Below are 13995 nucleotides of genomic sequence, written 5' to 3'. Positions count from 1 at the left end.
CCAGCGTGACGATCCGCTCTTTGCTATTCTCGCTCATTGGTCCGCTCCGTTACCTCGGTTGACGATGTTCGATAGACATCGCTCATTGTGCCCGCTACGGGCTCGTTGGAGGAGCGGGGCGGACCATCCCATTAGCCTTCGCCTAGGTGTTCCCCTCTCCCAAGGGCCACGGTTGGACTTGCACCAACTCGCCGACTAGCATGCCGGTCACACGTGGACTGCACTGCGCTTGTCCCTACCGGTCGATCTTAATGAACGACGCCATCGTTTATGACTTCGACCACGCGGGTGGCTGACTGCGTAGCACGATGCTTCAACCACCGGCACCCGATGATGATCAAGACCGGATTCGAGGTTAGGGGGTCGCGGGGCGAGCATCGCGGAAACCGATCGTCACGATGAGCCCTCCGGCATCCCCGCCGAGCATGATGGAGGCCTGGTGTAGATCGAGCACGGCCTTTACCAGACTCAGGCCGAGTCCGCTGCCGGGCGTGGATCGACTGTCGTCGAGACGAACGAAACGATCGAGGACCCGTTCGCGCGCCTCCGGCGGGATTCCCGGCCCGGAATCGCGAATCGTCACCGTCACGCCATCCTCCGAAGGTGCTCCGGCAAGCGCGATCGTCCCGCCCGGCGGCGTGTATTTGATGGCATTATCGACCAGATTGGCCAAGGCCTGGAACAGGAGGTCGCGATCGCCCGTGACCTGGGCCGGACCGTCGAGCCGAAGCGCCAATTCCTGCCCCTTCTCGGCCGCGAGCGGCTCGTAGAGCTCGGCCAGATCCTCCAGCAAGGTGGCGAGGTCCACGTGGGCGAACGCGGCCCGTCGGGCGCCGGACTCGATGCGCGCGATCCGCAACAGCGCATTGAATGTGGACAGCATCTCCTCGGTATCGACGATCGTCTCGGCGGCGAGCGAGCGGGCGTTTTCGCAGCCGTCGAGCTCGGTGCGAAGCAACTCCAGCTTGGTCCGCACCCGGGTCAGCGGCGTGCGCAGATCATGGGCGATGTTGTCCGAGACCTGTCGCACGCCGGCCATCAGCTGCTCGATGCGCTCGAGCATCCGATTGAGATTCGCGGCGAGCGCGTCGAAGTCGTCGCCGCTGCCGTTGAGCGGGATGCGTCGGGACAGATCCCCGGCCATGATCTCGCCGGCGGTCTGATTGATCGTCTCCAGGCGCCGCATGACACCCGCGCTCATCAGCCATCCGCCCAGCAGAGCCAAGGCCGCGGTGATCGCCAGACCCCAGCCGAGCGCGTCCAGGATCAGGGCACGCGTGGCTTCCAGATCACGCACGTCGCGCCCGACCAAGAGTCGCAGGCCGCCGCGCAGCAGGAAGACCTGTCCGCGTGCCGCATGCTCCTCGGTGCGATCCGGTCCACGCTCGCGCAGGCGGAAGCCGAGCCAGCCCTCCGCGTCGGGAAATCCGGTCGGCCAGCGATCCAGGTTCCCGGCGAGCGGCTCGAGCTTGTCGTCGACCAGGAGATAGACGCTCGATCCGACCGGATCGCGCGCGACACGCTCGCTGATCACGGAGGACAGACCGGCGAGGCCGCGACGCCGGTACTGCTCGGCAAGCCCGCGGATCTCCGCCTCGATGGTGGCCGCGGTCTGACGATCCATGTAGCCGGCGGTCGACCAGTAAAGGAAGGCCATGAGGATGCCGACCGAGACTCCGAGCAGCAGCACATAGAGAACGGCCAGACGGAAGGTCGAGCTGCGCAGAATGTTGGCGGCCCGCGCGCGCAGTGCCGACGGCGGATGCCCGGCGTCGCTCATGCGCCGCGGATCATGTAGCCGACACCGCGGACGGTCTGGAGGAGCGGCGGGTCGAAGTCCTTGTCGATCTTGCCGCGCAGGCGGCTGATGTGAACATCGATGACGTTGGTTTGTGGGTCGAAGTGATAGTCCCAGACCTGTTCGAGCAGCATAGTGCGCGTCACCACCTGCCCTGCGTGGCGCACCAGATATTCGAGCAGCCGAAACTCGCGCGGCTGGAGCTGGATCTCGCGGCCGGCGCGGGTCACCTCGCGTTTGAGCAGATCCATTTCCAGATCCGCAACGCGCAGGCGCGTCTCCGGGTTATCGGCCTTGCCTCGACGCAGCAAGACCTCGAGACGCGCATGCAGCTCGGAGAAGGCAAAGGGCTTGACGAGATAGTCGTCGCCGCCCGCACGCAGACCCTCCACACGGTCGTCGACCTCGCCCAAGGCGCTGAGAAAGAGCACCGGCGTGCGATTGCCCGCGGCACGTAACGTCCGCACGATGCCGACCCCGTCGAGGCCGGGCAGCATGCGGTCGACGATCAAGGCGTCGTACTCACCGCCGGCGGCCTGCAGGAGACCGGCGCGACCGTCGGCGACATGGTCGGTGACCGCGCCGGTTTCGGCGAGTGCCTTCAGCAGATAGTAGGCGGTTTGGCGATCGTCTTCGATCAGGAGGACTCGCATGGGTTGCTCGTCGGGGAGTGGGGGTGATGTGGCCGGGCTCGGGCGTTCAGCCTCCAGCCATCAGCTATCAGCTATCAGCTATCAGACCTTGGCCGAAATAGCATACCGCGGAAGCCACTCAGCCAATCAGTCGAGGCGCGCGATCGCTTGTTGCCAAGCGATCGCTGCGCCCGAGGTGCTTGCCGGGATCAGGACGCGAAGGGGACGGCGATGAAGAGGGGCAGGCCATCCTTCTCGACACGCAGGATCAGGCTCTCGCGCTTCTCCTTCGCGGCCACGCGCACGGCGGTCACGACCTGCTCCGGCGTGCTGACCGACTCCGTCCCGACCATCGAGATCAGACTGCCCGCCTCCACCCCGGCGCGATCGGCCGGGCTGTCGGCCTCGACCTGCGCGACGAAGACGCCGGCGGCATCCGCGTCGAGCCCACGCTCGGCACGCAGCTCGGGGGTGAGCGGCGACAGATAGAGTCCTAGACGGGGGCGATCCGGCGCCTCGGCGTCTTCGCTCGGCGCCGCCGCGACCTGATCCTCGTCGGGCATGCTACCGATCGTCAGCGTCAGGTCTCGCGCCTTGCCGTCGCGCACCACGCGCAGCGTCATGACGGTCCCGGCCTTGGTCGCGGCGACCAGCTTCGAGAGGTCCTTCGCGCTCGTGAGCTGCTGCCCGGACGCACTGAGGATGACATCGCCGGTTCGCAGATCCGAAGCCGCGGCGGGACTGCCTGGAATCAGATCCGCGATCAAGACCCCGGTCGCCTGGTCGAGGCCGAGCCCGGCCGCCAACTCCTCGGTCACCGGCTGGATCTGCACGCCGAGCCAACCGCGCTCCACGCGCCCGTTCTCGCGAAGGTCGGCCACCACACGCTCGACGGTCTCCGCAGGGATGGCGAAGCCGATCCCGACATTCCCGCCGCTCGGGGAGAAGATGGCAGTGTTCACACCGATCACCCGACCATCGACGTCGAAGAGAGGTCCGCCCGAGTTGCCGCGATTGATCGGCGCGTCGATCTGCAGATAGTCGTCGTAGGGGCCCGAGTTGATATCACGTCCGCGTGCGGAGATGATTCCGGCATTCACCGAGCCGCCGAGACCGAAGGGGTTGCCGACCGCCAGGACCCAATCGCCCACGCGAGCCTTGCTCGAGTCACCGAGCTCGACGGCGACCAGCGGGCGATCGATGTCGATCTTGAGCACGGCGAGGTCCGTCTTGGGGTCGACACCGACCACGCGCGCCACATGACTGGTGCCGTCGTTCAAGACAACGGTCACCTCGCCCGCACCTTCGATCACGTGATGGTTGGTGACGATATGGCCGTCGCTGTCCACGACGAAACCCGAGCCCTGCCCGGTGGCCTGGCGCGGCATCGCCCGCCCGTGCTGCTCGAAGAAACGCCGGAAGGACTCGGGCACCTCGGCATCCGGCGGAAGGGCCGGGTGACCTTGCAACGCCGTGGGCTGAAGACTCTCGGACTTGACGGAGACGTTGACCACCGCAGGGGTAACACGCTCGGCCACGTCGGCAAAGCTCGGAAGCGCCGCCGATGCGACGCGCGCATCCACGGGGATGGGTTGATCCGCAGCCACGGCACCGCGGCCGTTCCAATAGAGGGCGCCGGATGCGAGGGCAAGGGCCAAGGTCGCACTGACGAGTGCCGGGTGCCGCAGGGGCAGCGACACAGGGGCGGCGATCGATCGAGTCGGGGTCGTGATTCGGCGATTTGACACGGTATTCTCCTGACCAAGATCCGGGCGACACCGCCATCGAGACGGATACGCACCGGGGGTTTGCTGAACAGGTCGAGAGTATCCGGGCGCCGCCATTGCCCCAGGATGTCCGATACCTTAATTCTTGTTCATCCTAAGGAGCCGTCCACGGGGTCGCTTGCAGGAGCGGCGCCGACGGGGTACCGTTCGCGCGCCGGCAGCAGTGCGTCGGCGCTATTCGCACCGCGACGGGAATCGGAGAAACTCACCCTCGCGCAAGCACCATTCACAAGTATAAGCAGACGGAACATCGGCTCCGAAAGGGTGATCCGAGTCGATCCGTCGGCACAACAGGGGAACACACCATGAATGGAAAACCACTGGCCATGAGCTTGGCCTTCGCACTTGCAGGCGGGATCGCCACGGTCTCCTCGACCACGATGGCCGACGTGACGGTCATTCCGGTCACGGGCGCCGAGGCGACCTCGGAGATCAGCGGGATCGTCGAGATCGTCAACGTCGAGCGACGCATGCTGACGATCAAGACACCGGATGGCCGGTTCCAGGTCATCAATGTCCCTGAACAGGTCGGGCGGCTCGACGGGATCAAGATCGGCAACAAGCTCACCATCACGGAAACCGAAGCCGTGTTGGTCGATCTGGTCAAAGGACCGGATGAAGCAGCCGTCGGGACGACCCAAGAAACGGTCGTGGACCGCGAGAGCGGGGCGAAGCCGGCCGGCACCATGACCGACACCATGACCCTCTACGGTCGGATTGCGGCCGTCGACAAGGCCAACCGCAAGGTCAGCGTCCAGGGCGCGCAGGAGACGGTCGACTTCGCCGTCAATGATCCGGCACTCCTCGACGAGCTGGCGGTGGGCGACGGCGTGGTCGCGACCTTCATCCGTTCGGTCAAAGGCAAGGTCGAGATTCGCTGAAACGATTGGAGGTCGATATGGCAACCATCGAAGAAGTCGAGATGGGACGTTACGCCCAAGAGCTCGAAGACGATGTTCGTCACCTGGTGCGCAAGTACTGCCGCATCATGGCTTGGGATATCCCGGACCTCGACGAAAAAGCTGCGCGTGAGCTGATCCTTGCGGCACTGCGCGCATCCGTCACCCGCGTCGAATCCGAGTAACGGGGCATCGACATATCCAACGGCGTCGGCGCCGCCGCGGCTCGCCGACGCGCTCGGAGATGCGGGAAACCGCCGGCCGGCCGACTCGGGGCGCGCTACGTCACGCTCGTCGTTCTGATCTGCATGCTTGCGGTGAGCGGCTGTCAATCCACGGCGCCGAGCACGCGCCGGGATGCCTGTAATTTCACCCCCGGGATGACGACGGATGACCTGGCTCGATGCGGCTGCATGGCCAGCAACTCGCGCGGCGACGGCTCCGTCATGCTGATGTCGGAGGAGGCGCTCAACAACACCCGCACCGTCGCCATCATCAATTACATGTGTCCGCTCGGCGCGGCCGGTGTCGCGAGGGTCGCCGTCATGAACGGCGTCTCCACCACCGTCTACGAATAGAGGATACATCCAATTCGGTCGGGTCGAATGCGATGAGTGCACTGGACAAGCTCGCACGGCGGTGGCAGCTCAAGGCGATGGAGCACGTCGATACGGCGGCGCTCGTGCAGGCCGGCAACCGACGGATCGTCGAGCGGTTTCAAAGCGTCGCGCGCGACGTGCCCGCCTACGCCGCCCCTCTGAAGACGCGCGGCATCCTTGCCCAGAAGATCCGCACGCCAGCCGATTTCCGTGCACTCTGCCCGATACTCGAAAAGCAGGACGTCTTCGGCAGTGTTCCGATCGAGCAGCTCTGCGTCGGCGGACGGCTCGGACCGTCGGCGGGCGTCCTGACAAGCTCGGGCCAAGGCGGGCGATTCGCATTCGGTCTCTCCACGCATCGACAAAACAAGCGTGCGGCGAAGGCGATCGAGCTGGCGATGGTTGGATAAGTAAGTTTGGGCGCTGTCGAGGTCTTCGCGGACCTGCCGGGAGAGGATGCGGCGCTCGGCGAGTTGGGTTGCCTCCTCGATCAGCGTGGCGGCCGCGTCGGGTTGTGTTTTAGACGGGCGCAGTGCTCGGACTGCCATAGGTCGCGTTTGGCCTTGGCCTTGGCTTGCGGATGGGCGGCATGGGCGGCATGGGCGATCTTCGCCACGTATTCGGTGGCATGCCAAAGCTATCCGCTGGGAGCGCCAACCGGTCGACGGCACCTTGGTCACGCTCCCCGGGGTCTATCCCGAAGAATGGCATGTTTGTAGTACCGCTCGCCCACTTCGATTGGCGTAATCCAATGAAAGAAAAGGGCACTTTTGATGGGGTCTTAAACTTGGGCTACGCATGACCGAGAACTCCCGCCGACGCCCGTCGGTCCCGCTGGCGCCGGTAGGCTAGAACAGATTTGCCGTGCGAGCAGATCAATCAGGCATTGACCCAGAGGCGATTCGAGCTGCACGTGCAACCGATCATCGAGATCGCTACGGGCCGGATACGGCACATGGAGGTCTTGCTCAGGATGCGCGATATGCGCGGCGGCATGGTGTATCCGGATCGGTTCATCCCGATGGCGAAACGCACCGGACAGATCCAGGCTATCGACCGGCGGGGCATCGACAACGCACTTGCCGCCATGGAGCTGCGGGCAGACCTGAGCCTCTCGATCAACCTCTCCGCCAGCGCCATGGACGACCCCTTGCTGTTGACGGACCTCCGACACCTCTTGGAAAGACACCGCATCGCGCCCGAGCGGATCTCCTTCGAGGTCACCGAAACCGCGGCGATCAACAGCCTGCTGAATGCGACGCGCCTGATGCGCGGCATGCAGGAGCTCGGGTGTCGTTTCGCCCTGGATGATTTCGGCAGCGGCTATGCCTCTTACGCCTATCTACGCAAACTGCCGGTCGACGAGGTCAAGATCGACGGGGCCTTCGTGCGCGACATCGCCAAGAATCCGGAAGATCGGATATTCGTCAAAGCGATCACCGACATGGCCCACGGCATGGGTAAGCGAGTCATCGCCGAGTTTGTCGAGAACGCCGAGATCCTGGCGATTCTGAAAGGGCTCGGGGTCGACGACGCCCAAGGTTACCACTTCAGCAAGCCGGTCAAGCTCAAGCAACCGGGCACACCGATCCCGTTCGACGGCGTGCTTTGATTGCCGAAGAGATTTACCCCTCGCCGACCGCCCCCCGGATCACCTCGAAGATGGCTGCGGAATCCTCCTCGCCCAGTCCGCTCTCCACGAGCTGGTCCAGCCATTCCGCCACCATCGCCGCCGTCGTCAAGGAGATCCCCAATTCCTGCGCGGACTCGAGCACGACCCGCATATCCTTCCGATGCAGGCGCGACTTGAACCCCGGGGCGTAATCGCCCTCGATCATCCGCAGGCCGTGCACCTCCAGGATACGGCTGCCCGCAAAGCCGCCGAGCAGGGCCTCGCGCACCTTCCGCGGATCCACACCGCTCGCCTGCGCCAGCAAGACCGCCTCCGAGACGCCGGCGATGGTCGCGCCGACGACGATCTGGTTGCAGGATTTGCAGACCTGACCGGCACCGCTCGGGCCGACGTGCACGATATTCCCGCCCATCGCCTCGAACAGCGGTTGCACCCGCGCAAAGGCGGCCGGCTCGCCGCCGACCATGATGGACAGGGTACCGGCCTTCGCTCCGGCCTCGCCGCCCGAGACCGGGGCGTCGAGCATCGCCGCCCCGGCGGCGCGAAGTCGCGTGGCCATCATCCGCGTGGAGGATGGCGAGATCGTACTCATGTCCACCACCACCGCATCGGGTCGAACACCTTGGATGACGCCCTCGGGGCCGAGGATCACCGCTTCGACATCCGGCGTATCCGAGACCATCGTGAAGACGATCGACGCGTCTCGGGCGACCGCCGCCGGACTCTCGGCCGTCCGTGCACCGGCCTCGGCCAGCGGCGCCATCGATTCGGGACGCCGGGCATGGACGACGAGATCGTAGCCGGCCTTGACGAGATTCAAGGCCATCGGCCGACCCATAATCCCGAGTCCGACGAAACCGACAGTTTGGGTCATGCTGTCATCCTCGTTGCTTGTTTCACCTGAGGCGCGCCCAGCCGAGAGCATGTCGAGCGACAAGGACGCGTTGACCGCAAACCTACACCGGGTGCTCCGAGCGCGGCTCAGCCGTCGAGCAGCTCGAGCCAATGGACGACCGGGATCTCCGTGCCGCCGCCGATCTGAAGCTGGCAACCGATGTTGGCCGTCGCAATCAGCTCGGGCCGGCCGGACTCCAGCGCCTCGACCTTGTTCGCAAGCAGACGTGCCGAGAGCTCGGGCTGCGTGATCGAATAGGTCCCGGCGGAGCCGCAGCACAGATGACCGTCGGGCACCGGTGTCAAGGTAAACCCGAGCCGCGACAGGACCGTCTCCACGACCTGCTTGAGCTGCTGGCCGTGCTGCAGCGTGCAGGGTGCATGGAAGGCGACCCGGCGACCTTTACCCGGCGACCCAAGCGGCGCGAGGTCCAGGCTCGCGATGATCTCGATCGGATCGCGCGCCACGGCCGTCACACGCGCGGCTCGCTCGGCATAGCGGGGATCCTCGGCCAGGGCATGGCCGTAGTCCTTCACCATGGCACCGCAACCGCTTGCGGTGACCAGGATCGCCTCGCAGCCTGCCTCGATCTCGGGCCACCAGGCATCGATATTGCGCCGCATCGCATCGAGACCGTCCGACAGGGCGTTCAGATGATAGGCCGCAGCACCGCAACAACCGGCGTCGGACGACTCGATCAGATCGATCCCGAGCCGCGCCAGCACGCGCGCCGCCGCGGCATTGGTCTTGGGTGTGGCGACCGACTGGACGCAGCCGCCGAGCACCAGCATCCGACGACGCCCGGCAGGCTTCGGCCAAGCACCGGCCGGGCGCGGTGTCGGCAGCTTCGCCTTGAGCTTGGCCGGGAGCAGCGGTTTCACCCAGTGCCCGATCCGCATCAGGGGGCCGAAGCGCGACGGATAGGGTACAGTTTTGACGAGCGCCCAGCGCAGCAGCCGCTCGGAGACCGGCCGCTCCACACGCTCCTCGACCAGGTGTCGCCCGATGTCGAGCAGGCGCGCATAACGCACACCCGACGGACAGGTCGTCTCGCAGGAGCGGCAGGTCAGACAGCGATCGAGATGCTGCTGGGTGATGCGGGTCGGCGCATGGCCTTCCATGACCAACTTGATCTGGTAGATGCGCCCCCGCGGTCCGTCGAGCTCGTCGCCGAGCAGCTGATAGGTGGGGCAGGTCGCGGTGCAGAAGCCGCAGTGCACGCAGGTGCGCAGGATGGCGTCGGCCTCGCGACCGGCGGGCGTGCTCAGAAACTCGGGCAGGATCTCGGTCTGCATGCCTGGCTCCTAGAGGGTCGCGTAGAGGCGACCGGGGTTCAGGATGCCGTTCGGATCGAAGGTCCGTGTCATCTCGCGATGCAGTGCCATGAGTCCGGCCGGGAGCGGGTGGAAGACCTCCGAGCTGCGATCCCCTCCGCGAAAGAGCGTGGCATGCCCGCCGACGGCGCCGACCGCGGAACGGATGACATCGGCCTCGGCATCGCTGCGCAGCCAGCGCTGCGCTCCGCCCCACTCGATCAGCTGTGCGCCCGGCAAAGCCAGGGGCGCGACGGTCGGCGGTACCGACAAGCGCCACAAGGGGGCATCGCCGGCAAAGAAGGGATGGCGATGCTCGCGGATCCGGTCGCGCCAGAAGGCCAGCGCATCGCCGTCGTCGATCGCCTCGCCCCCGATCCGCTCGGCGGCGGCCGAGACGCCGCCGTGGTTGCCGGACAACCGCACCCAAAGCTGCTCGCCGTCGAAGCAGGTCGCGCTGATCGGCAGCGGCTTCGCAGCCCAGCCCGTCATGCGGGCGATCGCCTCCGCCTGCGAGCAGGTCTGCACCAGCGTCCGGCCGGTCGTCGGGATGGGGAGCACCTTCACGCTGATGTCGAGCAGAACGCCGAGTGTTCCGAAGGCCCCGGTCATGAGCCGCGAGATGTCGTAGCCGGCGACGTTCTTCATCACCTCGCCGCCGAAACGCAGGACCTCGGCACGCCCGGTCAGCACGCGTGTGCCGAGCACCAGGTCGCGGGCCGAGCCCGCGTAGGGTCGCGCGGGACCGGAGAGACCGCAGGCGATGGTTCCGCCCAAGGTCGCACCCAACGCCGAGCCGCCCTCGTCCGAGTCATCGGCGAAATGCGGCGGCTCGAACGGGAGCATCTGCCCCTGCTCGGCGAGCGCGGCCTCGATCTCGCGCAGCGGGGTGCCGCAGCGCGCGGTCACGACCAACTCCTTCGGCTGGTAGTTGAGGATCCCGGTATGCCCGGACAGCGACAAGACCTCGCCATCGACAGCGCGCCCGAGACCCGACTTGGTGCCATTGCCCTCCAAGCGAAGCGGCAATGAGGCATCGGCCGCGTGGCGGACCCGATCTTGAAGCTCGGCGGTCAGGTCGTTGCTCAACGGTCTCACCTTGTCGTTTAGGCACGATTCAACATCAACATGGATAGGTAGGTTGGGCAAAGCGCAGCGTGCCCAACCCACGCCGTCATCACAGGGAGCTCGACGAGAGAATCCCTTTGCGAGGCTTGTCGTTGTCGATTACGACAACGACAACGACAACGATTTGGTGCTTCGGTGCTGAACTTATTTCTGACTCGCGGCACGCAGAGCACTTCGGATGATCTCCTCGGCCCCGCCGCTGCCGTCATCCGCCGTGCGCGCCATCCGCGTCGCATCGACGGGCCGATAGCCCAGAGCCACCAGTGCGCTGACCGCATCGGCGAGCGCCTGCTCGCGCGGGTCGGCACCGCCGACCCGTGCCTCGGGGAGATGGGGGGCGCTGCCCGGAATCACATCCAGGCTGTCGCGCAATTCCATCACCAAGCGCTGCGCCGTCTTCCGGCCGATGCCCGGGATCCGGATCAGCGCGTCCAGGTCTTCGTGCTCGATCGATTGCGCAAAGCGCGCGGCGTCCATCGAGGAGAGGATCGCCAAGGCCATCTTGGCACCGACGCCGGTGACCTTGAGCAGGCGCCGAAAGAGCGCGCGCTCCTGCTCGCGGCCGAAGCCGTAGAGCGACCAGCCGTCCTCGCGCACCACCAAGTGGGTCACCAGGGCGACGGTCTCGCCGACGGCGGGCAGGTCGTAGAATGTGGACATGGGCGCCTCGACCTCGTAGCCGACGCCGCCCACCTCCAGCAGGAGCTGAGGCGGGTGCTTCGCGAGGATCCGGCCTTGCAGGCGGCCGATCACGGGCGCCAATCCCGCCAGGAGGCGGAGGCCCGTCCGCGCGCCGGGATGCCCATCGAATGGGCATGACAGAGCGCGATCGCCAAGGCGTCGGCCTCGTCCTCGCAGGGCGTCTCGGTCATTGCGAGCAGAACCCGGATCATGTGTTGGACCTGGGCCTTGTCGGCCCCGCCCGTGCCGACGACCGCCAACTTGACCGTCTTGGGACTGTATTCGTGTACCGTCACGCCGGATTTGAGCCCGGCACAGAGTGCCGCGCCGCGCGCCTGGCCGATCTTGAGTGCGGCGGTCGGATCACGGGCGAAGATGAGCTGCTCGACCGCCATCTCATGCGGCGCGTGCTCGACCACGATGGCGGCGACGCCATCGAAAATACGGCCGAGACGATCCGGCCAGGGGTATTCGCCGACCCGCAAGGTCCCGCTGGCGATCCACCGACTGCGCTGGCCGTCGGTGTCGATGACCCCGTAGCCGGTCGTGCGCGAGCCGGGATCGATGCCCAGGATGCGATGGCGGAGCTTCGCCGGGGATCCGATCGGCGCGCGGCCGACGAGTACGCCGACCGGTCGCTGAAGATCATCAGGCATCGATCTCGGCCAGGATCTCGTCGGCGATATCGGCGTTGTGGTAGACCTCTTGGACATCGTCCAGGTCGTCGAGGACATCGACCAGACGCAGCAGCTTCTCCGCCGTGTCGCGATCGAGCTCGGCGAGGGTCGCGGCGTTATAGGAGACCTCGGCGACCTCGGTGTCGAACCCGGCTTGGGTGAGCGCGTCCTTCACCGAGGCGAACGCCTCGGGCGTGGTGACCACGTCGAGCGAGCCGTCGTCGTTGGCGAGGACATCCTCGGCACCGGCCTCGAGCGCCGCTTCCATCACCGCATCCTCGTCGGTGCCGGGCTGGAAGCTGATGATGCCCTGCTTGGTGAAGAGATAGCCGACGGATCCGTCGGTGCCCAGGTTTCCGCCGTACTTGCTGAAGGCATGACGAACCTCAGCGGCGGTGCGGTTGCGGTTGTCGGTCATGCAGTCGACCATGATGGCGACCCCGCCGGGCCCGTAGCCTTCGTAGCGGATCTCCTCGTAATCGTCGCCCTCCATCCCGCCGGCACCGCGCTTGATGGCACGCTCGACCGTATCGCGCGGCATGTTGGCGCCGAACGCCTTGTCCATCGCCAGACGCAACCGCGGGTTGGCGCCGGGATCACCGCCGCCTTCGCGGCTCGCGACCGTCACCTCGCGGATCAGCTTGGTCCAGACCTTGCCGCGCTGTTTGTCCTGCGCCGCCTTGCGATGCTTGATGTTGGCCCATTTGCTGTGACCCGCCATCGATGACCTCTCTTCACTCGAAATCGATCAAGCGCACATCCCACGCACTGAACCCGGTTCCTGCTCCGGGCCGGTTGACACCGCGGGAGTCGCGCTGCATGTTGTTTGGCCGGTCATTCTAGCATCGGCCGGGAAACACCGGGTAAACCCCGGCGCACGGATGCGAGCAGACCGCCCGGCGGACTCGCCCCCGAACGCCGGTCCGTCCCCGGCGACGCCCCAGCGACATCAGGATCAGGCCATGTACGCAACACCCGAAACCGGCGACGGTTGGATCACGGCCCTCGTCGGCACCGACGAGGAAGGCTTTCGGGTCGAGGCGCGGTTCGCGATCTCGCCGCGGTTTCGCGCGCTCGTGAAGGGTCGGGAGTCCGACCTGGTCTTTGCCGCCCGCAGCCGGCTCGCGCGGATCGGGATCAACATCTGCCCGCTCGAAGAGCCGCTGTTCGACGGAGATCACTGCACGCTCAAACTCCAAGTGGTCTCGGCGATCCACTCCTTCGGCATCGCCGAGCACCTGCAGCACATCGTGGTCCCGGGCCTGCGGGTCGGACGCCTGGTGTTCTGCCCGCAGGATAATCGGCTCGACTCCGCCGCCATCCACGGACTCATCCAGGGCAACGAGATCCAGGTCCCGGCCGGCTTCTCGGTCGACAGCAACGGCTATCTGATCCTGCGGCCGCAGCGACAGCTCTTCCGATTTCTCCAGCCTTTGACGCTCGAGCAGATCACGGCGATCGCCACCCATGCCGACGGCAAGGATCTGCTGAACCGTTTGCAGATCCGCGAGGCGGTCGATCATATCGCGCTGCCCCCGAACGACGGCTTGGTGACGGCCTGCTCCATGTTTCTGCACCGCCATTACGTGGTGCTGCGCAATCTGGACGACGCGCTCGGCTTTCATCTGCAGGCGACGGTCCTGGACCCGGTTTCCACGCGCGGCACCAACGTCTACCTCGAGTTCATCAACCGCTCCGAGCAGTTGATCGTCAATCCGAGCGTCGCGGCCTCGGTGCACGACGCCATCCCGGTCACGCCGAGTCGGCGCTATTGGCATGGCCGTGCGAGCACCTCGTCCGCCGACGCGGAGAGCGGCAACGACTATCCGCAGCTCGCGGAGATCTTCGATCGGCTCGAAGCGGGTCCGCTCGAGGATCGCTACTCGCACCGCATGATGGCGGTGACGCAGCATCCCGAGACGCTGCTGGACGGAGGTCGACCGGATCGCATCT

The 13995-nt window shown here is 66.1% G+C and carries 14 protein-coding genes and 1 pseudogene; 6 read left to right on the top strand and 9 right to left on the bottom strand.

Annotated features, from left to right (window positions below; translation table 11 throughout):
* Positions 1-355: 355 nt before the first annotated feature.
* The 3 genes from VLR48_RS02980 to VLR48_RS02970 form a co-directional block, all read right to left on the bottom strand.
* Positions 356-1780: a HAMP domain-containing sensor histidine kinase gene (locus VLR48_RS02980; protein WP_325290354.1), complete on the bottom strand. Its 1425-nt coding sequence runs from the start codon at positions 1778-1780 to the stop codon at positions 356-358.
* Positions 1777-2451, bottom strand: a complete 675-nt coding sequence (locus VLR48_RS02975) for a winged helix-turn-helix domain-containing protein (protein WP_325290353.1) — start codon at positions 2449-2451, stop codon at positions 1777-1779. Before VLR48_RS02975 ends, VLR48_RS02980 begins: the two co-directional genes overlap by 4 nt.
* Before the next feature lie 188 nt (positions 2452-2639).
* Positions 2640-4178, bottom strand: a complete 1539-nt coding sequence (locus tag VLR48_RS02970; protein ID WP_325290352.1) for a Do family serine endopeptidase — start codon at positions 4176-4178, stop codon at positions 2640-2642.
* Between the two features lie 344 nt (positions 4179-4522).
* Here VLR48_RS02970 and VLR48_RS02965 point away from each other — a divergent pair, with 344 nt between their 5' ends.
* The 5 genes from VLR48_RS02965 (at position 4523) to VLR48_RS02945 (ending at position 7327) form a co-directional block, all read left to right on the top strand.
* The gene (locus VLR48_RS02965) at positions 4523-5098 is read left to right on the top strand and encodes a hypothetical protein (protein WP_325290351.1); all 576 of its coding nucleotides are present in this window, start codon (positions 4523-4525) and stop codon (positions 5096-5098) included.
* A gap of 17 nt (positions 5099-5115) precedes the next feature.
* Positions 5116-5301, top strand: a complete 186-nt coding sequence (locus VLR48_RS02960; RefSeq protein WP_325290350.1) for a hypothetical protein — start codon at positions 5116-5118, stop codon at positions 5299-5301.
* Between the two features lie 228 nt (positions 5302-5529).
* Positions 5530-5694 (top strand): hypothetical protein, encoded by a 165-nt coding sequence (locus tag VLR48_RS02955; protein ID WP_325290349.1) that lies wholly within the window; start codon positions 5530-5532, stop codon positions 5692-5694.
* A 32-nt stretch (positions 5695-5726) separates the two neighbouring features.
* Positions 5727-6125 carry a hypothetical protein gene (locus VLR48_RS02950; protein WP_325290348.1) on the top strand — a complete coding sequence of 133 codons (399 nt, stop codon included), beginning with the start codon at positions 5727-5729 and terminating at the stop codon, positions 6123-6125.
* Between the two features lie 449 nt (positions 6126-6574).
* Positions 6575-7327 carry an EAL domain-containing protein gene (locus tag VLR48_RS02945; RefSeq protein WP_325290347.1) on the top strand — a complete coding sequence of 251 codons (753 nt, stop codon included), beginning with the start codon at positions 6575-6577 and terminating at the stop codon, positions 7325-7327.
* A 13-nt stretch (positions 7328-7340) separates the two neighbouring features.
* Here VLR48_RS02945 and VLR48_RS02940 read toward each other — a convergent pair whose 3' ends face one another.
* From VLR48_RS02940 to VLR48_RS02915, 6 genes are all read right to left on the bottom strand, one after another.
* The gene (locus VLR48_RS02940; RefSeq protein WP_325290346.1) at positions 7341-8222 is read right to left on the bottom strand and encodes an NAD(P)-dependent oxidoreductase; all 882 of its coding nucleotides are present in this window, start codon (positions 8220-8222) and stop codon (positions 7341-7343) included.
* A gap of 107 nt (positions 8223-8329) precedes the next feature.
* Positions 8330-9538, bottom strand: a complete 1209-nt coding sequence (glcF, locus tag VLR48_RS02935) for a glycolate oxidase subunit GlcF (RefSeq protein WP_325290345.1) — start codon at positions 9536-9538, stop codon at positions 8330-8332.
* A gap of 9 nt (positions 9539-9547) precedes the next feature.
* The gene (gene glcE / locus VLR48_RS02930) at positions 9548-10645 is read right to left on the bottom strand and encodes a glycolate oxidase subunit GlcE (protein WP_325290344.1); all 1098 of its coding nucleotides are present in this window, start codon (positions 10643-10645) and stop codon (positions 9548-9550) included.
* Between the two features lie 183 nt (positions 10646-10828).
* Positions 10829-11437: a Holliday junction branch migration protein RuvA gene (ruvA, locus tag VLR48_RS02925; RefSeq protein ID WP_325290343.1), complete on the bottom strand. Its 609-nt coding sequence runs from the start codon at positions 11435-11437 to the stop codon at positions 10829-10831.
* Entirely contained in the window at positions 11434-12021 is a 588-nt protein-coding gene (gene ruvC, locus VLR48_RS02920) for a crossover junction endodeoxyribonuclease RuvC (RefSeq protein WP_325290342.1), read from the bottom strand. The genes ruvA and ruvC overlap by 4 nt, the downstream gene beginning before the upstream one ends.
* Positions 12014-12763 carry a YebC/PmpR family DNA-binding transcriptional regulator gene (locus VLR48_RS02915; RefSeq protein WP_325290341.1) on the bottom strand — a complete coding sequence of 250 codons (750 nt, stop codon included), beginning with the start codon at positions 12761-12763 and terminating at the stop codon, positions 12014-12016. The genes ruvC and VLR48_RS02915 overlap by 8 nt, the downstream gene beginning before the upstream one ends.
* 241 nt (positions 12764-13004) lie before the next feature.
* Between VLR48_RS02915 and VLR48_RS02910 the strand changes: the two are divergent.
* A pseudogene (locus tag VLR48_RS02910) lies at positions 13005-13995 on the top strand (hypothetical protein); the annotation flags it as partial.

The organism is Thiocapsa sp. (assembly GCF_035467215.1).
Lineage (GTDB): Bacteria > Pseudomonadota > Gammaproteobacteria > Chromatiales > Chromatiaceae > Thiocapsa.
The sequence above is the reverse complement of the archived record's forward strand: the minus strand, read 5'-3'. Positions and strand labels throughout refer to the sequence as shown.